This is a genomic window from Nocardia sp. BMG111209 (genome assembly GCF_000381925.1).
Classification (GTDB): domain Bacteria; phylum Actinomycetota; class Actinomycetes; order Mycobacteriales; family Mycobacteriaceae; genus Nocardia.
Window position 1 is genome coordinate 1,435,485 of the sequence record NZ_KB907309.1, and the last position, 23,392, is coordinate 1,458,876.

Annotated in this window: 23 protein-coding genes; 22 read left to right on the plus strand and 1 reads right to left on the minus strand. The window is 64.0% G+C overall.

The window, feature by feature from the left end:
• Window positions 1-195 precede the first annotated feature (195 nt).
• From G361_RS0137700 to G361_RS0137755, 10 genes are all read left to right on the plus strand, one after another.
• A complete protein-coding gene (locus G361_RS0137700) occupies window positions 196-954 on the plus strand; it encodes a PE-PPE domain-containing protein (RefSeq protein WP_019932331.1) in 759 nt (252 codons plus the stop codon).
• A gap of 458 nt (window positions 955-1,412) precedes the next feature.
• Window positions 1,413-1,538: a hypothetical protein gene (locus G361_RS51555; protein WP_019932333.1), complete on the plus strand. Its 126-nt coding sequence runs from the start codon at window positions 1,413-1,415 to the stop codon at window positions 1,536-1,538.
• A complete protein-coding gene (locus G361_RS0137715) occupies window positions 1,535-1,984 on the plus strand; it encodes a hypothetical protein (RefSeq protein ID WP_019932334.1) in 450 nt (149 codons plus the stop codon). Before G361_RS51555 ends, G361_RS0137715 begins: the two co-directional genes overlap by 4 nt.
• A gap of 40 nt (window positions 1,985-2,024) precedes the next feature.
• Window positions 2,025-2,702, plus strand: coding sequence for a hypothetical protein (locus G361_RS0137720; RefSeq protein ID WP_019932335.1), 678 nt, complete (start codon window positions 2,025-2,027; stop codon window positions 2,700-2,702).
• 68 nt (window positions 2,703-2,770) lie between these two features.
• Window positions 2,771-4,309, plus strand: a complete 1,539-nt coding sequence (locus G361_RS0137725; protein ID WP_155981976.1) for a hypothetical protein — start codon at window positions 2,771-2,773, stop codon at window positions 4,307-4,309.
• A gap of 163 nt (window positions 4,310-4,472) precedes the next feature.
• Entirely contained in the window at window positions 4,473-5,429 is a 957-nt protein-coding gene (locus G361_RS0137730; RefSeq protein WP_026343995.1) for a hypothetical protein, read from the plus strand.
• 94 nt (window positions 5,430-5,523) lie between these two features.
• On the plus strand, window positions 5,524-5,691 hold the full coding sequence (locus tag G361_RS49985) for a hypothetical protein (RefSeq protein ID WP_019932338.1): 168 nt from the start codon (window positions 5,524-5,526) through the stop codon (window positions 5,689-5,691).
• A 37-nt stretch (window positions 5,692-5,728) separates the two neighbouring features.
• Window positions 5,729-6,061 carry a hypothetical protein gene (locus G361_RS0137740; protein WP_019932339.1) on the plus strand — a complete coding sequence of 111 codons (333 nt, stop codon included), beginning with the start codon at window positions 5,729-5,731 and terminating at the stop codon, window positions 6,059-6,061.
• 113 nt (window positions 6,062-6,174) lie between these two features.
• Entirely contained in the window at window positions 6,175-6,600 is a 426-nt protein-coding gene (locus G361_RS0137745; RefSeq protein WP_019932340.1) for a hypothetical protein, read from the plus strand.
• 414 nt (window positions 6,601-7,014) lie between these two features.
• On the plus strand, window positions 7,015-8,454 hold the full coding sequence (locus G361_RS0137755; RefSeq protein ID WP_155981977.1) for a hypothetical protein: 1,440 nt from the start codon (window positions 7,015-7,017) through the stop codon (window positions 8,452-8,454).
• An 18-nt stretch (window positions 8,455-8,472) separates the two neighbouring features.
• On the opposite strand, the gene G361_RS0137760 is transcribed toward G361_RS0137755, so the two are convergent.
• Complete coding sequence (locus G361_RS0137760) at window positions 8,473-8,817, minus strand: hypothetical protein (protein WP_155981978.1); 345 nt, start codon at window positions 8,815-8,817, stop codon at window positions 8,473-8,475.
• 364 nt (window positions 8,818-9,181) lie between these two features.
• On the opposite strand from G361_RS0137760, the gene G361_RS0137765 reads away from it, so the two are divergent.
• The 12 genes from G361_RS0137765 to G361_RS0137830 all read left to right on the plus strand — a co-directional run bounded on the left by G361_RS0137765 (window position 9,182) and on the right by G361_RS0137830 (window position 23,382).
• Window positions 9,182-9,673: a hypothetical protein gene (locus tag G361_RS0137765; protein ID WP_155981979.1), complete on the plus strand. Its 492-nt coding sequence runs from the start codon at window positions 9,182-9,184 to the stop codon at window positions 9,671-9,673.
• 84 nt (window positions 9,674-9,757) lie between these two features.
• Window positions 9,758-12,583, plus strand: a complete 2,826-nt coding sequence (locus tag G361_RS49990) for a hypothetical protein (protein WP_155981980.1) — start codon at window positions 9,758-9,760, stop codon at window positions 12,581-12,583.
• A 178-nt stretch (window positions 12,584-12,761) separates the two neighbouring features.
• A complete protein-coding gene (locus tag G361_RS49995) occupies window positions 12,762-13,502 on the plus strand; it encodes a hypothetical protein (RefSeq protein ID WP_155981981.1) in 741 nt (246 codons plus the stop codon).
• A 437-nt stretch (window positions 13,503-13,939) separates the two neighbouring features.
• Window positions 13,940-14,698, plus strand: a complete 759-nt coding sequence (locus G361_RS0137790) for a hypothetical protein (RefSeq protein WP_019932347.1) — start codon at window positions 13,940-13,942, stop codon at window positions 14,696-14,698.
• Window positions 14,699-14,875: 177 nt separating this feature from the next.
• Window positions 14,876-15,220, plus strand: a complete 345-nt coding sequence (locus tag G361_RS50000) for a hypothetical protein (protein WP_155981982.1) — start codon at window positions 14,876-14,878, stop codon at window positions 15,218-15,220.
• A gap of 1,505 nt (window positions 15,221-16,725) precedes the next feature.
• A complete protein-coding gene (locus G361_RS0137800; protein ID WP_019932349.1) occupies window positions 16,726-17,586 on the plus strand; it encodes a hypothetical protein in 861 nt (286 codons plus the stop codon).
• Window positions 17,583-19,295, plus strand: coding sequence for a hypothetical protein (locus G361_RS46125; protein WP_019932350.1), 1,713 nt, complete (start codon window positions 17,583-17,585; stop codon window positions 19,293-19,295). The genes G361_RS0137800 and G361_RS46125 overlap by 4 nt, the downstream gene beginning before the upstream one ends.
• A gap of 60 nt (window positions 19,296-19,355) precedes the next feature.
• Entirely contained in the window at window positions 19,356-19,646 is a 291-nt protein-coding gene (locus G361_RS0137810) for a hypothetical protein (RefSeq protein WP_019932351.1), read from the plus strand.
• 34 nt (window positions 19,647-19,680) lie between these two features.
• Complete coding sequence (locus tag G361_RS46130) at window positions 19,681-20,097, plus strand: DUF2744 domain-containing protein (protein WP_019932352.1); 417 nt, start codon at window positions 19,681-19,683, stop codon at window positions 20,095-20,097.
• A 99-nt stretch (window positions 20,098-20,196) separates the two neighbouring features.
• A complete protein-coding gene (locus G361_RS46135; RefSeq protein ID WP_019932353.1) occupies window positions 20,197-20,646 on the plus strand; it encodes a DUF2744 domain-containing protein in 450 nt (149 codons plus the stop codon).
• Window positions 20,643-21,992, plus strand: coding sequence for a hypothetical protein (locus tag G361_RS0137825; protein WP_019932354.1), 1,350 nt, complete (start codon window positions 20,643-20,645; stop codon window positions 21,990-21,992). Before G361_RS46135 ends, G361_RS0137825 begins: the two co-directional genes overlap by 4 nt.
• Before the next feature lie 16 nt (window positions 21,993-22,008).
• The gene (locus G361_RS0137830; protein ID WP_155981983.1) at window positions 22,009-23,382 is read left to right on the plus strand and encodes a hypothetical protein; all 1,374 of its coding nucleotides are present in this window, start codon (window positions 22,009-22,011) and stop codon (window positions 23,380-23,382) included.
• Window positions 23,383-23,392 lie beyond the last annotated feature (10 nt).

A 23,392-nucleotide genomic window follows, 5' to 3' on the forward strand; every position in this document is an offset into this window, starting at 1 on the left:
CACCACCGCCCCCGTGACTTCCCGTCTCCCGTAACCCCTTCTCCCGCGGTCGAGACGGCGTGGAGCAGCGGGGGCGTCATTGCCCTGCCCCCGGCCGAGCGAATCGGCCGGGGGCAGGGCGCCCATCTCCCGGACTTTCGCATTCCCGGCCGGACATGTCCGGCCGGGCTGCGGCGCATGCTCGAAAGGTGTCCCGTGCTCACGATTTTGACCTGCCGCGGTACCGGTGAACCGCTCGGCGGCCCGGCCAACCTGCTGACCGCGGTGACCCGGCAGCTGGATCCGGTCCGATTCAGGGTCACGGACATCGACTACCCCGCAGGTATCGGCCCGGTCGATCCGCAGCACAATCTCGCCGGTTGTTCGGAGGAACAGTCGGTCGCCCGCGGAGTTGTCGCGCTGACGGCCGCGATCCGCCGGACGACGGGACCGGTCGCGGTGCTCGGATACAGTCTCGGCGCCGAGGTGGTCACCCGATTCCTGGAGGCCAAGGGGCGCGGCGAGTTCTGGGACTGCGAGCCGGCCTGGGCGGCTACCGTAGCCAATCCGCTACGGCAACAAGATGATTCGATCGATCCGGATCCGGTGGGCTTCGGTATCAACGGTCAGCACGACCTGTGGCCGGACCACTTCCCGATCTGGGAGGCCGCCCATCCCGCGGACGGCATCACCTCCTGCCCCGCGGATTCTCCGTTGCGGACGCTGGCCGATGTCGCGTCCGCGTTCAGCTTCGCCGAACTCGGCGGCTGGACCGCCGACCTGGCCGACCGGATCCGGCGAGCTCGCTGGCAGCCGGCGAACTCGAACTGGTGGCACGACCCGGTCGGCACGTGGAACCGGTGGAGTCGCGCGGCCGCACTGGTCGACGGCTATCTGACCGGCGCCCACACCACGGCATATGTCACGGGCGGACACTGCGACCGCTTGGCCGCCCTCATCGACGCCCACGACTAGCGGCGTCCACCACCGACCGTCCACAAGCTGCGACCGGCCCCCGATGAAACCTCGTTTCCCCCAGCGGTATCGGGGCGGGCGAGCCCGTCGCACCCACGCCCGCACCGGATCCCGGCTCCCCGCGGCCCGCAGCAGCCACCGCACGCCGCGTGGTCGAAGCCGCCTCGCACCGGTGCGGGCGTATCGCCTCACCCCCGGCGCTCCCATCGCCGGGGGTGAGGCGCCCGAATCCTCCGACCGACGACTCGTCAGAGAAAGGAGGTGATCGGTGTGATCACCGTTGCGGAAGATCTCATCAAACTGATCGGTGACCTGATCCCGCTGGTGCTGCCGCTGCTGCTGGGGCTCTGACCCGAGTTGCGGTGCCCATTCGCCGACCGTGCCGCGGCGAGCCGGGTCCCGGCTCGCCGCAGCGCGCACATGTCTTCGCCACCAACCGATTACCCACCGGAGCTGATATGTCCCACCCTGACGTGCCCGCAGTCGGCGATTCCGCCGAGTCGTCCGAGAGCGTCGATGCCGCTCCCGTAGGCACACTGACCTGCCAGGTCCGCGTCGCGAACGCGGACGAGGAGACGAAGTGACCACCCTGACGCCCGGCGAATTCCCGGACTTCGAGCAGGTCCTCTGCGATCTGCTCACACCGATCGCGACCGCCGTGACCACCCTGCCGCAGACCGCGACCGCGATCCAGTCGGCGCTGCCGCTGATCTGGGTGCGCAAAACCGGTGGCACGCTGGACATGAACGCCATCACCTACACCGCCCAGGTGCAGGCCGTGGTCTTCGGCACCACCCGCGCACAGGCCCAGACCCTGGCCATCCAGGTGCGGGACACGGTGCTGGCCGCGCCGGCGGCCACGATCTCGGACGGTGTGGTGATCGACTACGTCGAGGAGATCACCTCGAACGAGCCGAAATTCCACGCCCCCATCCTGCGCCGCAGCCGCGGTCTGATGGAGGTCCCCGATCTGGACCCGCTCAACCAGATGGTCGAACTGTCGTTCCGCATCGACGCGCGACGGCAATAGACACGAAATCACCACTGCCCGAAGCGCTTACACTCGGTCCATGCTGTGGCTGATCTTCTTCGTCCCGGTCGTCTGCTGGCTCATCGCGGCACGGGACCGGGCACTGCGGATCGGTATCGGCCTGGGCCTGCTCGTTACGGCCTGCGCCGAGGTGGCCCTGCTGCACGGCTGGATATTCGCGGACGAGCGGTTCACGGCCACCGTCGCCTGCGCGATCGTGGTGGCCGTCCTGCTGGTGTGCGGCTGGAGCTCCGACGAGCCGGATCGGTCCGTGCGAGCGATCGCGGGGGCGGTGCTGATCTTCGGATGCTCCTTGTGCTCCCTGCTGGCAGCGCTGGTCGGGGTCGCGGCATTCCTCTCGCCGCACGTGGAGGTGCCTGCCGACGACGTGCTACTGCCGCTGCCGGCCGGGCTCGTCGTCACCGGTGACACGACCGAGCCGTGCGACGGCGGTGCGACGACCTATTGTTCGCGCACCTTCGAGATCGCCGGTTCGGCCACCGTGGCGGATCGGCAGGTTTTCGACCGTGTGATGGACCGGCTGGAGACTACCCACGGCTGGTCGCCCCACTACGACGCGGCGGGCGAGGTGTGGACCGACTGCCGCACCCGCGGCTGGTGGCTCGATCGCCGGATCATGTGCGTCCGGGTGCATCGCGGTGATCTGCCGGGGCAGCCCCCCGTCACCGTGTCCTTCGAAAGCGAATCGAGGGAATGAATCCCGGCGCATGAGCTCGGCCGGGGTCGCGATTCCAGCGCATCGGCTCATGCGAAAGGTCGAAATACGTGACAGACAATATGGCCAACTTCATGACCTGGACGGGCTCCGGTCCGCCGGTTTTCTCGGCACTGCCGCAGCAGAATTCGGGTCCGGTGGTCAACAAATTCGCGGATCGCTGGATCACCGATGCGGCGATCTACGGAAGCCGGGCCCATGTGGACCCCCGGCTGGTCGTCGCCGTCATGATGACCGAGGGTGTCGACTTCAAGGACTCCGAACGGTACGCCGAGGGTAAGGCGATCGAGGACGCCGCGCGTGGCAACGAGGTCGCCAACTGGAGTCGGCGGACGTTCGACAATCCCGAGGGGATGTCGCTCGGCATCACCAATATGAAGGAAGGCACCTTCGACGACGTCAAGGCGGCGTTCCCGACCGAGTTCAAGGACGACAACTGGTCCGACCTGGCCACGAACCACGACCTGGCGGTCAAGGCGCTGACCTACAACCTGGCGCGTTACGACAGGCTGTATGCCACGGGCGGAACCAAGGTGTCGTCCGACATGATGGATCTCTACAGCCGGAACGAATTCCTCGCCGCAGCCTACAACGTAGGGCCCGGCACCATCGCGGCCAATGTGGGCAAGGGCTATCTGGGTCCCGCCGGCGCGGATTACTCGAATCGCACGAGAAATCACTTCGCCGATGCGAGTCGCCTGGTTTCCCAGCTCTATCGGGAACTTCCCGACGCGGTCGGCGGCATGTCCGATCCCGGTATGCCGGCGGTCTCGGCCGAACATCCGGCGTTGCCGTTCTGGGACTATGCCCACGACCGGATGGGAACCTACGCCGCCGGCGGCGACGTGGATTCGGATCAGGCCACCGCCCAGCCCGGTGAATCGCTCTACAACGGGATGTTCGCGCTGGACCATGTCACCGGCTCACCGTTCTGGAACAACATGTCCGGTGCGATCGGAAAAACCGCCTACCACAACCTCGAACGCGCTGCGGCGGCGGCGGATCCCGTGGCCGGTGCCGTCTGGGATGCCTTCCAGCAGGTGGTTTCGCCACTGGAGAACCCGGGCGCGGCCATGGCCGAGAGCCTCGGTGAGGACAAGACCCCGCAGACCATCGGATCCACCGCGGCCCGGTTGCTGCGGATCCACGGCCACAGCCCCAACCTGGATCCGCACGTCTACGGTGGCGACGACGGTCCGTTGTCCACGGCTCGCACCGGCACCTTGTTCCGCTCCCTGGACCCGCTGAAAAGCTATGTCGGGAACCAGGTTTTCACCGCTGCCGCCCCGCAGATCGCCGCATGGTCCGGCTACGGCTCCGGCAATGACAACACGACAACCATTCAGCCGCAAGGCGATTCGGATACCAGCAGTCCGGACCTCGGGCAGCTGGCCCGCACGGCCCTGCAGAACGCCGGGCGCGTGATCACGAGTTTCGCGACTCCCGCGGTCATCGCGCCGTCCCGGGCGCTCGGCCCGGACACCCAGGTGCGGCGGGCGTTCTCGATCGTGATGGATCTACCTCCCGACGATCCACTGTTCACCCGGGATCGGCGTACCGACGCCGTGCTCGCCTTCGGGCGTCACTGAAATCCTCTGGGCCGCAGCGGGCTACCGCACGCTCACCGATCCTGCTCCGGCGGGTATCGGTCGTCCCCGCGCGCATCTCGCCGGGGGCCGTTTCCGGGTGCCCGTAACGGGTGCCCGCTTCGCAATACCGCCCGGTTCGCCGGGCCTTCGAGATGGAGACACATTGACTGCCACAACCCTGACGGCGTTGAAGGCTGCGCAGCGCTCGCTGCTGCTGAAGCCGCTCGATGCCGCCGTGTTCCTGGCGCCCTACGGCACCCAGGCTCCGCTGGGCGGTTTCACCGACGCCTCGGGCAACCTGCAGACCCTGCCCGCGGGCTTCCAGTCGGTCGGCCTGATCGACAAGAAGACCGGTGTCGCGTTCTCGCGCGGCATCACCGCGGCGCCGATCGAGTCCTACGGTGAGCTGCAGGCGGTGCGCAACGACATCACCAGCGACATCACCGCTTTGGAGTTCGAGCCGCAGCAGAGCGCCACCGCGCTGAACCTCCAGCTGACCACCAGCGCCACGCTGAGCGCGATGACGCCGAACGCCACCAATGGCGAGGTGTGGTTCGCCCAGCCGTCGGCCGAGAACATCACCTACTACTCGGCCGTCGTGATCGGCAAGGACGGCAACGATTCCGCGCCGACCTACGTCATCAAGATCCTGCCGAAGGTCGCCGTGTCGAAGTTCGGCGGCGAGCAGTGGGCCCCGACCGGCGTCATGTCCCAGAAGCTGACCATGGTCGCGTTCAAGGACGATGTCGCGGGTTACGCCGTCGCCCACTCCTTCGCGGGTCCGGGCTGGCAGAAGCTGGTCGCCGCGAGCGGCATGCCGTACGTCGTGTCCACGCTGCACGTCGCGCCGGCCGGCGCGCAGGCGCTGACCAAGGGCACCAGCCAGACGCTGCAGCTGGTCGTCACCGACCAGCTGGGCGGTGTCATCGCGCCGAGCCTGCTGACCTACACCGTGGGCACCGGCCTGACCAGCGCGGTCACCGTCAACAACGCGACCGGTGTGGTGACCCCGACGGCGACCGCCGGTTCCGGCACCATCAGCGTCTCCTTCACCGCGCCGTCCGGCTGGCCCGCCGCGACCGCCACCTCGGTCACCACCGGCACCATCACCGTCGCGTAGCGGCGGTCCGCATACGTGGATGCGTGCCGCGTGTCTCCGGTCGCGGCACGCATCCACTTCCCTGTCGTTCGTCCGGAGAAGAAAGCGGGTCATCATGTCCGCCATCCCTGTCCATTTCCCCGTCACCATGACCGACGGCGAGCGCGAGTACCTCGTGCCCAACGCCACCGCCTACATCAACGCGGTCTTCGCGAACGGTCACCGCCGTGCCGACGTGATGGAAGAGGCTGCCGCCGAACCGCATTCGCGCAAGCGCGCCTGACCTCCCACCAGTTTCGATCCAACCGGAGAAAACGACAGTGGCATCATCCGACCAGCATCCGACCGCGCCCGACGGCGTGGGGCGGTTCCACGAGCTCCAGCAGGAACTGGCTCCGCAACGACGCGCCCCGTACCGGCTGACCGCCGATATCGCCATCCCACCCGTCACCCGCGGCCAACTGAGGGCGCTACGCGCCACCCGCGACGACGACGAACAGATGGCGATCGTGCTCGGCACGCACGCCGACGCCGTGGAGAACCTGTTCGCCGACCGTCCGGTCGACGACTGGTACGCCTTCCAGCGCGACCTCTACGCCCACCTGTTCGGTCAGGGCGCGGCGGAGCTGCCGGGGGGATCCGCGGGCTCGTAGAGTTCTGGGAACGCTTCGGTGCCGCGCTCGACTACGATCTACTCGAGCGCGGCATCGATGTCCGGGACTGCTTCGGGCCCAACACTTTTCGCACCCGCGACTGGCGCACGATCATGACGTTCAAGGATCGCCTGCCGACCGGGAGCCACTTCCGCAGTGCCCTGCTCATGGATCTCGAGCTGGCCGAGGAACGCCTCGATCTCGAGGACGCGCACGGCGACGACGACCTCGACGAGGCGCCCACCGGCCCCCGTCCGGAGGGCTACACCCTCGACACCTACATGCTCATGGCGATCATCGACGCTCTGCACGGTGTACAGGCGACCATCATCGCGGCGGCGGGCGCCGACCCACCCGCGGTCCGGCCGTTGCCCCGCCCGGTGTCCGCGGTCGAGATCGTTCGCGAGGAACGCCGGGCGACGTCCATGCAGACCCTGATCGATCTGTTCACGGCACCGCCGATCCCGGATACCCCGGCGGAACTGGTCGATGAGGCCGACGCCGACGAGGAGGAGGAGGACAGCTCGTGGTGGCAGTGATCCGATCGAACAAGAAAGGTAGTCGCAAGACCATGCGCAAGAACGAGATCGAGAAATGGTTCGCAGGCGGTGGTGAAGCAGGCGGTCCGAGCCTGTCGGTCGGCGGGTCGTCGATGCTGCCGGCGGCAGTACTACCGTCCGATGACCTGCTCGCCGGAGTCCGCCGAGGAGAGCACGGCTGGCCGGGCGCCGCGCGGAACAGTGTCGATCGGCGTATCGACGTCAGGATCACTCCACCGCAGGTGAACCGCCGATCGGCCGGAGCAAGGTCCGATCGCAGCATCCTGCTGGCGTTCGGGCGAACAACCGGACCGCGATAGGTACCGGACATGACACAGGCGTACCGCGATTGTCACGACCGAACCGGAAGTGGGTGGTGAGATCATGTCACCGTGGGACAGAAGGATCGCAGCGATGAGGTTGCGGTCCGCTGAACCGATCGCACACGGACCCGTGAAAGACCCGCCGCTGTGGTCGTATCAACAGCCCGAACAGGTTTTTCCGGCGGATGACGGCACGCTCTACGGCCAGATGCCGCATCTCGGACCCGATCGAACGCAGACCTTACCCAGCGGGGTCGTGGTGCACGCCGGCCCGCCCGGCGATCTCACGGAAACGATCACCGCTCCCGGGCAGGCCCCGATCACCATCGTGCGTCCACCGACCGCGGGCGATGGATCGGCGCCGTTTCCGCTCATGCCGCTGAGTATCCCCGGGATACAGGATTCGGAACGCCCCGCTCCCGGACGCCTGCACGACGGCTGGAGCCAGGAGCGGCTCGATGACCTGCGCACTTACGGCGAGCTGATTGCACACAGTTACTTCGACAAAGAGGGTCAGATTCCGGATCGGATCATGAAGATGGCGGGGGCGCCGCCACATGATGATCCGTGGCCGTTCGCCGCCGACCTGCTGGAACACTTTCTGGACAATACGGGTGACGATTACCGTCTGCAGGATTGGCAGATGGCCAAGGTTGTCGGAACCAGTGAGGTGCAGAGCATCAACGACCTCCGGTTGAATGGCGGGAAATTGCGGGACAAGGACGGTAAACCCGTCCTCGATCGCGACGGCCGGGAAATAATCGTCAAAGGTGCGATTCAGCATGCGCAGGAGAATGCCGCCCGACATCCGGAGCTCTACGGACGGCCCCAGACCATCGATGAGTTGATGGATCCGAATCTGCCGCTGTGGTCGTATACCAACAGCTTGTCCGATCCGGATGTGCATGCTGCGATCGGAAATTTCTTCGTTACCCTCGACGGCTCGATAACTGTCGAGCCGCACAGTTATGTCGCCGCATATCGTGATGAGGTGAGTCATTTCTACACCTATCACGACGAGGACAACAATCTGGGCATGGGTAGCGATGCTGCGCAGAATCAGGTCATGCAACAAATGCATGAACTCGAGACTCAGGGTGGTGCTCGCAGTTTTCGGGACTACGGTGTCTCGGCGCCGAGGTCGGAGGCCGGCGGCTATGCTTCGGGCGGCGTGGTGGCAGACGATCGATCCCGTGCGGCTGCCGGGGACGTCCGCGGACCGGGATCGTCCATAGGCGACAGGATTCCGGCTTTCCTGTCGGATGGCGAGTTCGTGGTGAACGCCGGATCGGCCGCCTCGAACCGTCCGTTGCTGCGGGCATTGAACAACGACCCCTTGTACATGACGAAGTACCTGAAGAATATCGAACAGGCGGTCACCACCGCCTTGACCCGAATTCGTGCGATGCCGTACCGGAGCGCCGGTAACGAGGACCGATCCAGCACGGTACATCTCGGTGCGCGCGATGTGCACGAGGCATTCGCCCAGGCGAAGCTGTGGGAGCAGCGTCACGCTCTCGACGAGTTCTGACCGAGCGGGTCCGCAACGTCAGTGTGGCCCTTCCGATTCCGGCACACTATGTGGCCAGAGGCACGCCGATATCGCCCGTATGGACAATCGGGAGCCGTATTGATACCGGGTACTGATCTCGAACAATTTGTCCGCCGTATGCGTGACGATGTCCTGATCCACGACATAGGTCGAGCCCAGGGCTCCGGCCGCACCGACGAACCGATCGCGCATAGCCGGTGACACGTCGTCCACCGTGTAACGGATGGTCACCACGATCTGACCGGTTTCCGGGCCGCCCTGCAGGTCTCGATGGCACAACAGGCCGGAGGTCTCGGCGCTGTTCTCCCGCAACGTCAATCCCGGGTCGACAACGCCTATCACCCGAATAAGCCCGTCCTCCAGATGTTTTCGGGCATCGTCAGCTCCGACCGGAGCCGGTTCGGGTTGTCCGTTCGTGCACGACCCGGCCAGAAGGGCTGCGGCGCAGATCAAGGGTGCGAATATCGCGCGACGCATGTGTCCAGACTCCTCTGCCGCCGAATCCCGTCCACTCTAACGAACTCGACAGTCTCGAGGGCGCCGGACGGTCGGTGGTGCTGCGGCATGCCGGTGGCGCAACCCGCACGAGGCGGCCGCCTCGCGATGGAGCATCCCCGGACCGACTCGGCCACCGTCACGACGCCACGGTACCGCCGCGAGGAGCCGAGAACAGAACTGTACAAACGAGATTCGAAGCGAGATGCCAATGACACCATGGGCTGACAGAAGAGGCGAAGGGATTCCGGTTCCGCCGCCGGCCGGTCTGCCGGACCCGGCGGCGCGACTCGACATCCCACTTCCCTGGGCACATCCGCAGTTGCCACCGTTGCACTTCGTCGACGACAATTCGCCGGCGGCTTATGCGGCCGGTGGCGACGTCAAGGGTCCCGGTTCGTCCATCGGCGACAAGATTCCGGCGTTTCTGTCCGATGGCGAATTCGTGGTGAATGCGGTATCGGCCAACGCCAACCGGCCGTTGCTCCGGGCGATCAACGACGACCCGCTGTACATGACGAAGTATCTCCGGCAGATCGAGAGCACCGTCGCCGCCGCACTGACCCGGGTCCGGGCTACCCCCGCCCTCGGCCGGAACCACACGGATCGGTCGGTCACGGTCAACGTCTCCACTTACGATGTGCACGAAGCATTTTCGCGGGCAAAGTTGTGGGAACAACGACACACCCTGGCGGACGACTGATCCCCGCCTATTCGATCCGACATTCATTTCTATCTCCGAGGTTCGAGCAGTATGCCCATTCCGCCTCAACGCCATGATCCGAGCATGAATCCACGGGATTCCATATGGAATCCCGAGAATGCGCCACCGGGCACCGAGATTCACACGAAGGAGGAGACCACCCCGGACGGCCGGTTCACCACGACCACGACCACGATGACCGGAACCGGGGCGAACACTCCGCCGTCCATCCAGAAAGTGCACGAGAATATAAACCCGGCGACCGGTATTCTGCCGTCTCTTCCGGGGACCGGTCCGACCCAGGATCATCCCTATTGGGTGACCAATCCTGAAGGCACCCATTGGGAAGCAACGGAAACCGCCGGCACCGGAAAGAATGTCTACCAGACATGGGTGCTCCAGGATCCTTCCGGGAAACCGATCGAGTACGTCGAGGTATATCTCTCCGACGGAATCGTGAAACGCACCGAGATCACGAACCCGAACGACACCAGCGGCACGATCAGCGGGACCCAATTCGACGATCAGGGACGGCCCACCGGCTACTACACCACCACTCGCAACGGGGACACCGTCGGTATTGCGCCGGGCGTCAACCCGGTCAACAGACTCGGCAGTGATGCCTTCGCCAGTGCGATGGCCGATCGCCACTTCGGCGACCTGGCCGGCGGCCCCGCCGGGATGGCCCTACTGGCAGGCGATCTGCAAGAGGCCGCAGGGAAACCCCCTGGCACGTCGTTCGTCACCGCCAGTGGCGATCGTGTCACGGTCAACGGCGACGGCCTCAGTATCACCGGACCTCAGGGCATCACGCTGCGAACCGTCACCGGTCCCATCGGAATCGACGGACGTCAGACCACCGACACCATCGTTTCCCAACCCGGCCAGGATCCGTACGTCCTGTCGACCGTGCACATCCCCGGCGCCGATTCGAAGAGCCGGGACATCACCGTCGACGCGAACGACAAGCCCGTCGCCATTACCGATCGCACCGACGGTGCCGTGGCTCGCACCTATACACCGGCCACCGATTCAAGCGGGAACACGATCCCTGGCAGGTTCGTCGCCCACCAGGACGGAAAAACCTTCCAGATCGACACCGCCGTCCCCGGGCAGCAGTCCGAAAGCGTCACCGGCCAATACACGACTGGGATAGTGCCCTGGGACCGCCGAACCTACACCTACACAGAAACGAAATACTCAGACGGCCGCGTCAGCATCGAAGAAACCCAGAACAACGGTTACGGCACAAAAACTGTTGTTACACATTACCCTGACGGGCACTCGACACTGCAAGTATTCGACCGTCGAACCGGTCAAATCCTGCACACCGAACCGGACTACGACAGCGGTCATCCGGACTATTACGATCCGGACCGCGCAGCATTGCAACAGATCGAGAACACCGTCGTCGGATTGTTGCCCGACCCACAACATGATGTCGATGTACTCGCCAACCCGAACTCCAGCGCGATCGACACCATCATGGCAACGATCGACTTCGCCCCGTTTGTCAATGCCGCGGGTAGAGCTGGACGAGCGGTTATGGGAGTCGGTCGCAGCGCGGTCCAGGATGCATTGGCCGAAGGAGCTACGCAAGCGCAGGCCAAAGAAGCCGGCGAACGTGCCATGCTAGATTTCACCCACCAGCACGAGCACAGCAACCAACCCGGAAAATCTGACACGAACGAGCCGGATCGGCAAACCGGTAGCCCAGAAACTGACGGTGGCGATATACCGCCGGGAATGATGAAGCGAGATGATGGCCAGCTGGTCTGGGATGGGACCAAGGGCGGCACAAAGCGCGGAACAATGCCGCCCAGTAAAGCTCTCCCCGGTGGCAAGCAGCCGGTATCTCCTAGAGCAGAACAAGGCCCGAAGAAAAATCGCATCAATCCGTCGGAAGCTGACAAGGATTGGCTGGAATCAGAGACTCTGCCGAGTCGTGATGGGATGGTTGAAGGCCCTGCCGGCGATTGGACTGGCTCGGGGCTGCGAACGAAAGATTCCAACGTAAATGGCTTCATAGGCGATGCCCTTACTCGGGCCAAACTGAAGCTCGGTGGATACACGATCATTGCGGCGGGCGAAGATGCAAGAATTCCGATTCCTGATACTTGGCCTCCGGTATATTTCAAACCGGATTTCATCGCCGTTGATCGAGATGGCAAGCTGGTTCTTGTCGAGTCGAAGTTCAACGCTAATGCATCCTATGAGTTCGGGCAGTTCTATGGGTACGGTCAGTATCTGGATGGTGGCCGGATCCTCGAGGTAGACCAATCTAAAAACAGTAAGCTCTATCAGGCTTTGAAGGATAATGGTCTGGAGCCTGGAAAGGTGGTGGTAGATCGGGTTACTTCGGTCCGCTGGAATGACGGCTGGTCTCCGAGCTATCAAGTATTGGAAGAGGCGGCAAAAAATCCGGGTTTCGGAACTTTTCTCCGAGAGAATGATGCAGAATGGCGGGACTCGGCACTCGCAGCATATTCTGAGATCAATGCGGAGGCGTCAATCCAGGCGATGGGCACTGGAGATCTGTATTCTGCGCTCTACTTCCAGGCTCGGCACCAGGCTTTGGAACTGGCTCAGGCGATGCCACCGAACTCCGGTATGCTGAATAACGTTCTGATGGATGCTCTGGATATATCAGCGCGATGGTATGACAGCGTCATGCGGGGTAATGGCGATGATGTACCAGGTAATTCGATGACAGCCTACGCGGATCCTGTCGCATCTACGGCAGTCCCACAGGTAGCAGCAAACGTTCAGATTACGATGCCTTCAATTAGAAAAATTCAAGCTTCGGTGCGGCGAGTGGACCAGTCGATAACTGTCAATCTTTATTGCGGCGACAGGTCGAGCCGGTGGGCCGGCAAGGTTGGAGTCGGCCGGAGATTTAATTACAGATAGGTAGCATGGAGATAATATAACTTACATTTCCTCGGCTGGATGGGCGTTGGTAGGAGATTAGTGTCGGGGAGTAGTCGAGTGTGGTAATAGAGCTGAAGTTGCCCGGATGTATACTCATAGTATTGAAGTCGGATAAACAGGTTGGCTGTCCCGCTGGCCGGACGGGAGTGTGAGTAGGGTGGGCGCCAAGGAATCGTCGCGCGTGATGGATCTTTACATACAGAAGCTTGGGCGTAGTCTCTCTGGATTGGGTTACGAAACCTCGGGTCCCCCGGACCACGACTTGGACCGCGAGCCCGGCGTGAAGCACCCTGAGTGGCGCATATCCTGGTTTTCTCTGCGTAGTCCTATTCCTGAGGTTAATTTCGCTCTGATGGCCCACCTGCGCCGGTCGAGCGAGGGTAATATCGGGATATCGGGCAACGCTTTGCTGGTTTCTGCTGCCGTCGAGGATATACTCGACGAGTTGTCATACGACTCCATCGATAACTTTTGCGGAAGCGTGCTGGATTCGATTCCGTTCACCTATTTCGAAACACCACAGGATATGTCACAGTATATATGGGTTACGGGCGAAAATGGTGTCGATGCCGGAGTGCGAGAGTATATGAGGCTCGTTGATGGTCCGGTCTCGGGTTGGTTTTCCGATCGAGATGATATTACAAAGCTTCTCCAGCTGTCGGGGACTGCCAGGCCCAACAACGTCGTCGACCAGGTGAATCCAGATCCGATGAGGCTTCGCGGATCCATTGTGCTGGCAGTTTTGTCGGGTCGTGGCGCGGATGCGGCTCGAGTCATGGCCGAGTATATAGGTCGTGGAACTTTTAATAACTCGGACTCTCGCGAGAAAGCCCGGGCTTTCGATGCGGCTATGATTCGCAAGTTTCCGGTGTACGAGGAATCGCGTCGTGCTGGATAGTCGATACAATACAACAGTATCTCTACCTGAGTCGATGCCCAGAAGAGGCGTATGAAAGAGTCACATATTTGCGCGGTTGGGGTGAAAAATGCCATACTGCAGCCCTGTAGTATCGGCGATCGTCAGTAAAGCTTTGATCCGATTTCCGCATAGCGCCGACAGTAGTATACAGAAATCGTCACGATTTATCAGGAAGGTACGTCGGAATGAACGTTGATATTGAAGGGTGACCCGAGTTTCCAGAACGGCTGCCGAATTCGATTGGACCTGGCCCGTCGCCGACATCGATAGGTTCTGCAACGTTCGAGTGTCGGGGAGCGATTCAGCAGGACGGCCACCGATTGTTGGTCACCTCGACGACCGGACACTTGGGTAGCGATAGACTCACGACATCTGTTGGGCGGCAACAAGATAGCGCACCACACGTGGAGGTATGAATGACGGTGAGTGAGCATGATCGGATCGATCAGCTGGCGGTGGGCCCGGACGGTCGCCTGGTGCTGGCCATGACCGAGGAGCGGACGTATCTCCACGATGATCCCGCAACATTGAACGACGACTTCCGCTCGAAGATCAATGCATATCTGTACGGCATCCAATCCGGCCACGTTCGGGATCTCGCCCACCGATCCGGGATCACGAACTTCGACGGCGTCGACATCGTGCTGTTCAGCGACGCCGAACCGACGCCGTTCGTGAGCGAGGTGTTGCATTCGGTGAATCGTGAGTTCGCCGACAAAGGTATCCGTACCCGGTGGGAGTCGATCGCTGCGGAGGAACTCAGGCCGAAGGTGATCGAGTTGGCATTGGTCGAGGAAGCCGCCCGGATGTGCGGAAAGAAATGGGAATTCGCGCTGCTGTGGGTACGGTTGATCGGCCGGGACGGCGACGCCGGTATCAAAGTCATCCGCAATCGCCGGAAGCAGGAGACGGAGAACCTCGAACCATCGGAACTGCTGCTGACGCTGCTGGGTGAGTACAAGAAGGCTTGTTACGACGAGCAGACCGGGACCTGGCTGAGCGGCCAGATATCCATCGCGGGCCCGGACGACTACCGCGCCGACTTCTCCCGGACCAGCGACCTGCCCTGGGTGAACCAGGTGGTATCGAAAGAGCGGCTGGAGGAGGAGCTCGACGCATTTCCCCGAGCCGCAGAGGAAATTCCGGACTGGATTCCCGAACGCACGTCTCGATAATTCTGCACATACCGCACGAGTACGTCCGCACCTGACGGTGGCCACGTAGCGGAAATACTCTTGAATAGCAGGTGCGAGCACTGTCGCACTACTTCGAAACGCGTCCCGCATTCTGCTGGGCGCGTTTTCGCATTCAACCGACCTGATGGAACATCAGTCCGAGAACCATGGAGTGACATGTCCGACCCGCTCGGTATTCCAACAGATGCAAGCAGTCACCACGAGGGCGATATCTGGTGGTCGACCGACGCCGCCGGCAATCCGGTGAAAAATACCATCCCGCCGGGAAACGGCAACCAGACCGTCGATCAGACGTTCATCGATCCCGCGATGGGCCTCGAACGGGAGTTTCTCGCCGGTGCGGAATCATCGAAGCAATTTGGCGTCGGACAATTTGACAAACTATTGAGAATGGATTCGAAAATCCCACAGGGCGAGTTGTTGAAATATCTGCCGCTACCTCGGCGCGCCTCCATTGGCTCACCGATATCTATGCCGCTATTCCGGTATTGCCCACAATGATGGTGTCACCGGTTCTCCCAACCGGCGCCTAGGTGCAACAGGATACTTCAACCCGCCGCGTGTACAAGAAAACGCTGCTCGATATCTCCGTGGCGAGGACAATCGGCCGGCGGGCCGAGAAAATGCGGGTCATAGGTTACGCCGGCGCCTTGCTGCGCAGGTGAAAAAACCGCTAGAGTCTGCCGAAAAGGCAGTGGCAAGGACTGGAACGTGAGTGCGCGGGATCGGGCTCGGTGGACGAAGCAGATCATTGCCCGGTTGACACCGGCCATGGTGGACGAAGGCTATACCGCCGCGCCACCGCTGACCGGGCCCGGCAGGGCCATCCACTGGACACGACTTTCCTTCACTCTCACCGACGAGGCGATCCCCCGACACGACCCGCGTTGTCATCGCTCATATCAAGCGTGACGGCGGTGATCTCAAGCGTGGCGACAGTGACAAAGTAGAGCTGGCTGGCACGATTCGGTTCGTATCGCCGACCGTCCACAACGTGATGCGCGAATCGACCGGAACCGGACTGCGGGACAACAAAGTAGACTACGAAATTTTCAAACTGCTCGGCGATAGGGAGGACCCGGCCGGAACGGATGTGAGATACGACGAAGATGTCGACGGTGCGGTGGCAAAATTCATGGATTACGTCCGTGGTCCTGTACAGGAATGGTTCACGAAACGGGCTACATTCTCGGCATTGCTAGAGACCGCACGTGAACCGGCGGGCGTACCGTGGGACACGAATCCCGACCCCTCCCTGCTGCGCGGTACCTGTGTCCTGTGCGTGCTCAAACAACCGGGCGCCGGAGGCCGCCGCGCTCATGCAGTGGTATCTCGCGCGGGGCCGATTCCACCGCTGGGACTCCCTCGAGAGTGCCACCGAATTCGATACCGCCCTGCGCGGACAATTCCCCGACTACGCAGCCGCACAGCACGAACACCGAACGGAACTTGTGCCTGCCGGTATCCGGTCGTGGGGCTACCGGGTCTGCAAGCCAGGGATGCGGCGTTCTCGGTTGATCGCGGATGCGGTGACCGCACCCTGGCGACGCACCGACCCGAAGACCCGCGCGCTGGCCACGGAGGCGGGAGCTGCGGCGATCCGTTCTCTGTGTTACGCCGGTAGTGGTCGGCGAGTACATGCGGATCGTCTTCAATGGGTGTCCAGCGCCCGCGACCGCCTGCGATATCGGTGCGCCGTCCGGCCCGGTGCTGCCGGGAGTGACGACCCCACGACCGTTTCAGGGACGGTGCGGTTGCAGGGGTCTCGGCCAGGGCCTCTCGGCCACGAACACAGAGCTCGCCGGTCGGCGCCGGGTGAAAATCCGGCGCGTTGGTCACAACCACGTCCGTCATGCTCTGCACGATAGAGTCGGGGCACTGGCATTCACGTTGCCACCGTGTCGATTTCGGACCGCCGAGCAGACTCCGGCTGGGTCTGCGGCCGATCCCATCTCAGGCGAATTTCCTACAGAAACAGAGGTGAACCTGTGGCGCACAACGCTGCCATGATTACGTTGACGGGAGTCGACGGTTCGACGTGGACTCTCGCCGGCCCCGGGCGTGGCCGGGAGGGTGTCGAGCTCGGCACGGCTCCCAGCGGTCTGTACGACGCTCCGGTCACGACGATCTGGAACCAGTCCGCCTTCCAGACCGGATCGTCTTTCGGCGGTTACCGAGTCAACAAGCGCGACTTGGTGTTCGGAGTGAACATCGCCGAGGCGGCCGGTCGCTCCTGGGAGGCCGTGGACAGCGCCTGGCGCAAGGCCTGGGCGTACGACCGCGACAGCGTGCTGAGCATCACCACCGATTTCGGGGCACGGTCGTTGTCGCTGCGGATGGCGGAGCAGCCGGACTTCAAGCCGGTGAAGGATCCGCACCTGAAGCAGTGGGCGAGGGTCGTGATGACCTGTACCGCGGGCAATCCGTGGTGGGTCGAGAGCGATGTGACGGCGACCTGGGTGTCGCCGGCCGACACCCGCTCCAGCGGAACACAATCCGGGACGGTCACCGTGTCGAATCCGACCGATCAGCCGATGTGGCTGCGCTGGGTCTGCTCGGCACCGGGGCAGTGGACGCTGCCCGACTTCTCCTGGGCCGGTGATGCTTTCGCTGCGCGCACGATCACCCTGCCGCTGACCGCGAGCGGTCAGGATCTGACGGTCGACACCGATCCTATGGAGGAGATGATCGTCGCCGCCGACAGCACCCCGATCTGGGCGCAGATGAACGGGGTCAGCTTCATGTATCCGGTACCGGCCTACACCCCGGCGACCGCGCTGCCGGTGTCGGTGACCAGCGCGCCGGCGGGCGCCTCGGTGCTGGTCGCGCAGCCGCGCAACTGGTCGCGGCCGTGGGGGTTGCAGTGACGACCTACGTAACCGACCTGCCCGCAATCTATTCCGCGGCCCAGGCGGTCAAGGCGCAGCGCAAGTCGCAGCGCTACGCCCGGCCGCTGGTCCGGCTGTGGGACGGCAACTGGGTGCTGCGCGGGGTGTGCGGCGCGGAGATCAGCGCGGATTTCCACTGGACGCTCAACGACACCGGTGTCGGTGTCCTCGTGCTGCCGTACGACTACTACCTGGCCGAATGGGCCATGGACATCTACGGCAACTCCCCGACCACCGGGCGCACCACCCAGAACATCCACATCACGGTGGACAAGGACGGTGCGCGCTGGGACGGCCGGCTGGAGAAAGCGGTCCTGCACACCGACGAACAGGGCGTCACCACTGTCGAATTGAGCTTCCTGCACTCCTACGAGGAGCTCAAGCACATCGTCTGCTGGTCGAATCCCTTCCTTCCCGAGAGCGTGCAATTCCCGCGCGAGTTCGTGCTCGCGGGCCCGAGCATCTGGGTGCTGAAGACCGCACTGATGATGAATCTGCTCAGGCTGCACGGGAGTTCGTGGGCGGTGCCGGTGGATCCGATGGACTCGGCGCACTGGGGCGATCTCGACATGTCCAACTGGCTGATCGCCGTGAAACCGACCCCGTACGCCACCGACGGCTCGACGTGGACGATCTTCGGCTCACGGTTCAAGAACTGGCACGACTGCGCGACCGGCACGCTGCAGGATGCCGAGTTGATGGTGCAGACCCGCCGCTGGTTGCAGGGCGATCCGCTGCCCTGGCCGGGGGCGAACCTGCGTTCGGGCTGTCTGGTCGTCGACATCGTCGACAAGTCGGGTTACACCACGAACACCACGCTGCGCGGCGACGTCTGGGGCGGCCTGCAACACCTGCTGGAGCAGTATCAGGAGGACGCCGACGGCGTCTTCTGGGATCAGATCGAGCAGCCGTTGCCGGATCCGAACGTGCCGGCCGCCTATCGGACCCCCGGATATCTGGGCACCCTGCCGTCCAATCCGTGGGTGGTGTATCGGCAGAACGATCATTGCGGCATCCAGACCTCACAGTTCATCGTGCAGCCGGCCAGCGCGGTCCAGGTCGTCACCGGTGGTCACTCGGCTCCCGGTGTGAACGAGGCGATTTCGTCGGCGATCCAGTTCGTCGGCTTCCTTCTCGGCGGCTTCCTCGGCGAAGTTCCCTATGCCGGGCCGGTTCTGGCCGCGCTGGCCGAGGGCGCCACGGAGATCGTGAACACCATCGCGATGGCGCTGTTCACCGACACGCTGCTGGCCTGGCAGCGGCACTGGGACACCGACCGGGTGGCGGCGTCCGGATGGTCGCACTACTTCGAACATTTCGAGACCAGTGCCGACCGCGCATACACCCTCGGTGCCTTGCTGTCACTGGGTGAGGGCATGTGGAAGACCCGTACCCACCACACCCACAAGCTGACCGTCGCAGACGGCCAGCCGTATCTGATCGGCGACGCCGGCCAGGGCCACTTCTTCCTCGGTGACCGGGTCGGTTCCACCGTCAAGGGCATGCCCGTCGGGCAGATCTACGTCGACCAGGTGACCGAGCTCGAACTGGCCTGGTCGCGAAATGCCAGCCCGCAGTGGCAGATCACGCTCGGCACCGACAAGGACCACGACATGCCGTTCGCGCAGTCGATGCGCATCATGGCCGACATCGTCGACGAGATCATGTCGCTCGCGGTGCAGATGTAGCGCGGACCGCCGGTCCGAACACAGTCCGTCCCAATCATTCCCACCCCGAAGGAGATTCCGATGACCACACCCGCAGCGCCGCAGCTGCTGTTGGAGGGTCTGCTCGCGTTCAGTAACCAGGTGTCGTCGATCACGGTCAACCCACCGTCGGTGTTCTTGCGCAACAACGACTCCGTCTACACCGTCTGGGTCTACACCCAGCCGCTGACGTATGCGGCGGGCCTGGCGATCCGGCCGCACGAGAAGCTGACGCTGGACATTCCGGCCCAGACCGTCCTCTACGCCTACACCTCCGCCCCGCCGGACAACCCCGTGGGCCTGCAAGTCGTCACCTACACCGCAGCCGCCTGAGTTCCGCGGCTGCTCACTTCGGTTCGGAGAGTTCATGTCTATTCCGCTGCACGAGCACTGTGATCAGGACGAGCCGGAGGAGGCGTTCGTGTGGGCGCTCATCGGGCTGCCGGGGCCACGCAACTCGCCGCTGCTGGTGCATCCCCACACTCTCGGCGAATGGTCGAAACACCTGTGGGACCTCGGTTTCCGGCACGCGCCGGACGATCAGGCCAAGGAATACCATCCACCGGCACGGGGACATCGCCACTGGCTCAACGGTTCCGGTCAATGGCTGCCCCAGGGTGCGCCGCGGGCGACCCTGCCCGGCCTCCCGGACGTCACCGAACTCACCGCCGACGAACGCGCGCACCTCGTGCGGCAGCTCCGTGATTCCGGCCACCTGGCGCACCTCGTGGATCGGCAGAAGTCGCCCGCGGACGCGGGGGGCGAGCCGAATCGACGGTCCTGACCTTCGATCCACCGGCCGGATCCGTCCGGCCGGTGGATGCCGAAATCGTCTGTGACCGAGCGCCGCCCGACCCTTCTTCTTTCGAGACCGGAGTGTTCCATGCCAATCCCTCTGCGCGAGAACTGTGATCCGAACAAGCCCGAGGAGGCCTTCCTCTGGGCACTGGTGGGCCTGCCGGGCCAGCAGCGCGCCCCGCTCACCGTGCACCCGGACGTGCTGCGAAAATGGTCGAAACATCTGTGGGAACTCGGCTTCCGGCATTATCCGGACCTGCAGGCCAACGAATACCACCCGCCGGCCCGCGGCGTCGGGCAATGGTTCGAGGGTGCCGGCCGATGGCTGCCGACGGGTACCCCGCGGGTCGCCCGGTCCACCGCGCCGAACCTGACCGAGCTCACCGCGCACGAAAGCGCGCTGATCATCGAACAGTTGCGTGCCAACGGCGATCTCGATCATCTGGTCGATCCGGCCGAACTGCCCGGCAACACGGCGGCGGAAGGCACCGCCGCCCCGGACCGCGACGCCGATGCCGAGGGTGATGCCTCGTGACCTCTCCCGATCGGCACGTACCGTCCGGAGCCTACGGCGGTTCGGCATCGTCCGGGAACAACATCACCAACCTGCAGTCCGTCACCTGGGCCGGTGCGCGTGACGCGGTCGTCGCTCAGGTGCTGGGCGCGTATTCCGGTGTCGGCACGGCGAATACGAACCTGATCGGCAATGCGCACTCCGCGCTCGCCGTGGCCGATACCGCCGCCCAGAATGCCGGCAACGCGCAGCAGACGGCCGTCGACGTACAGGCCACGACGGCGTCGAATGCCTCCGTGGTGGCTGGTCTGACCGCTTCGCAACAAGGACTGGCCTACGGCGGCACCGTTTTCAGCGATACCTTTGATCGGGCGGCGTTGCTGCCCGGTTACACCACCTTCACCACGGGCCAGATCGCGAGCCCGGTGATCACCGCCGGCCAGTGTGCGCTGCCGCGTACGGGCAACCAGGGTGCAGGAACCGTGATCGCGTTGTCGGCCACCACCACCCAGACCGATGATCAAGCGATCTCCGTGGTGCTGGGCAGCGGCGGTGGCGCGGGTAGCCCGGAATCCTTCCTCGTCGCCCGCGCGGCCGCGGACCTCGGCACCTTCGTCTGTGCGAAGGTCGTCTCCGGCCGGGTCGCGCTGGGTTACGGCACCCGCCGGGGAACGTCCACCGTCGTCACCGAGGCCAGATGGTCTTCGGCGCAGGTGAATCCGGGCGATACGGTGCTGTTGGAGGCGATCGACTCCACCTACACCCTGTATCTGAACGGCATCGAGATCCTGCAATGGCCGGACGGTGCGCAGATGACGCCGGTCGGTGCCGCGAACCGATCGTTCGGATTCGGGCTCTCCTACACTGTCGGCTGGCTCGGCGGCGCCTACTCGTTCAACGCCGCCGGCTTGACGGCCGTGGACATGACGCCGCCGCCGATCGTCGGGACGGGATGGTCGTTGCAGACGGCCGCCGGTGCCAGTGTCGCGGTGTCCGCAGGCACGAATGCGTTGCCGGTGAACACGTTGGCAGGAACGGCCACCTCCAACAACGTCACCGTGCTCGACCAGGGATCGGGCCGGGTCCAAATCCGGACCGCCGGGTGGTACGGCGTCACCGTGAAATTCACGTTGGATCGTTACCTCGGCGGGGTGCGGGCCGACGTCTACACCGCCTCGGGCCCGGGGCTGTCGCCGAAAGGCGCCCGCCAGGGACAGATGTCGACCTTGGACGGAAATAACGCTGCGGGTGGGACATTCGTGCTCTACCTGCCGGCCGGGTCTGTCGTGGCGCCGGGCTCCTACCTGACGGCCGGCGCCAACCTCGGGCCCAACACCTATTTCGACGGGGCTCTGCTGAGCTACTGACTCTCGAGGACTTTCGATGACTTCACCCGACCGGAAGGTTCCCGCCGGCGCATATGTCGGGTCGTCGGCGCCGAACAACGTCGCCAACCTCCAAGCCGTGAACTGGGCCGGCATCGCGCAGGGCACCATTGCCGACCTGCTGACCTCGTACCAGAGCGTGAACACGGCCGGCCAGATCCTGAACGGCGCCAATGCCACCGCCGCGGCCTCGGCATCCGCCGCGGTTTCCGGCTCGGGCGCTGCGCAGTCGACGGCATCGGCCGCGCAGAACACCGCTGCGGCCAATTCCGCATCCGTGGCGTCGCTGCTCCCGCCGACGACGCCGTCGGGTACGCCCGGCAGCACGCTGAGCGACACTTTCGCCAGGACGACCCTCGGTTCGGCCTACAATCCGATCAAATCCGGCTCGGTGGCGAACCTGGTCATCGTCGGTAACCAGGTCGAACTCGATTCCACCGGCAGCAATTCGGGTACCGGATCGGTTGTCGCGCTCGATACCACGACATTGCTGACCGACGATCAGTCGGTGTCGCTGGTGATCGGCGCCGCCAACAATTCCGCCTCCGCGGCCACCGGGATCGTGTTGCGCGCGGACCCGAATCTCCTGACGTTCGCCTACGCCTGGATCTATTCGAACCAGGTCCACATCGGCGCCGGCACCCGTAGCGGCGGTACGAACGCTTACAGCGACTGGACCTCGGGCTCGGTGACCGTCAATTCGGGCGACACCGTGACCTTCACCGCTATCGGGGCCAACTATCAACTGCTGGTGAACAACTATCCGGTACTGGGCTACTCGGACAGCACGGGTACGGTCCCGACCGGCTCCGGCCGACGTTCGATCGGGTTCGCCTGTTCGTACAACAGCGGCAACTTCTCCTTCGCTGTCGCGGCGCTGAACGCGGCCGACCGATCGGCCGCCGTGCCCACCGGCACGGGCTGGAGTCTGGTCCGGGGCAGCACCGTGAGTGTGGCCAGTGCCGCAGGTGCGGGCATGCGAGTAACCGGTGTGTACGACACCGTGCGGCAGGCCGCCGACGTCACTGTGGTGAGCGTCGGCGCCGGGCAGGTCCAGGTGAATCGAGCGGGGTGGTATTTGATCTCCGCCGCTTTCAATTTCACCAATTACGACGTGTTGATGCGTACCGAGCTGTGGAGTGCGCCGAGCCTCGGCGGCACCTGGGGGCTGTTGCGCGCAGGCGCGGTCGGTAGCCCCTACGACACGGACTCGAACGGCAACTCCGTCGCCAACAGCAACGCGACCAGTGGTTCGTTCGTCGTCTATCTCCCGAAAGGCGCGGTCGTCGCGCCGGGACTGACCACCACCAACTCCAACGCTCTGGTCGGTCCCTTCACCTGTTTCGACGGCGCGCTGCTGAACTGGCTCTAGGACGGAGGCT

Bases quoted from the DNA above. Each gene is read 5' to 3' on its own strand.
- G361_RS51555 (WP_019932333.1), top strand. From the start codon at position 1,413: ATGTCCCACCCTGACGTGCCCGCAGTCGGCGATTCCGCCGAGTCGTCC.
- G361_RS0137720 (WP_019932335.1), top strand. From the start codon at position 2,025: ATGCTGTGGCTGATCTTCTTCGTCCCGGTCGTCTGCTGGCTCATCGCG.
- G361_RS49985 (WP_019932338.1), top strand. From the start codon at position 5,524: ATGTCCGCCATCCCTGTCCATTTCCCCGTCACCATGACCGACGGCGAG.
- G361_RS0137745 (WP_019932340.1), top strand. From the start codon at position 6,175: ATGACGTTCAAGGATCGCCTGCCGACCGGGAGCCACTTCCGCAGTGCC.
- G361_RS0137755 (WP_155981977.1), top strand. From the start codon at position 7,015: ATGAGGTTGCGGTCCGCTGAACCGATCGCACACGGACCCGTGAAAGAC.
- G361_RS0137765 (WP_155981979.1), top strand. From the start codon at position 9,182: ATGACACCATGGGCTGACAGAAGAGGCGAAGGGATTCCGGTTCCGCCG.
- G361_RS49990 (WP_155981980.1), top strand. From the start codon at position 9,758: ATGAATCCACGGGATTCCATATGGAATCCCGAGAATGCGCCACCGGGC.
- G361_RS0137790 (WP_019932347.1), top strand. From the start codon at position 13,940: ATGACGGTGAGTGAGCATGATCGGATCGATCAGCTGGCGGTGGGCCCG.
- G361_RS50000 (WP_155981982.1), top strand. From the start codon at position 14,876: ATGTCCGACCCGCTCGGTATTCCAACAGATGCAAGCAGTCACCACGAG.
- G361_RS0137800 (WP_019932349.1), top strand. From the start codon at position 16,726: ATGATTACGTTGACGGGAGTCGACGGTTCGACGTGGACTCTCGCCGGC.
- G361_RS0137810 (WP_019932351.1), top strand. From the start codon at position 19,356: ATGACCACACCCGCAGCGCCGCAGCTGCTGTTGGAGGGTCTGCTCGCG.
- G361_RS46130 (WP_019932352.1), top strand. From the start codon at position 19,681: ATGTCTATTCCGCTGCACGAGCACTGTGATCAGGACGAGCCGGAGGAG.
- G361_RS46135 (WP_019932353.1), top strand. From the start codon at position 20,197: ATGCCAATCCCTCTGCGCGAGAACTGTGATCCGAACAAGCCCGAGGAG.
- G361_RS0137830 (WP_155981983.1), top strand. From the start codon at position 22,009: ATGACTTCACCCGACCGGAAGGTTCCCGCCGGCGCATATGTCGGGTCG.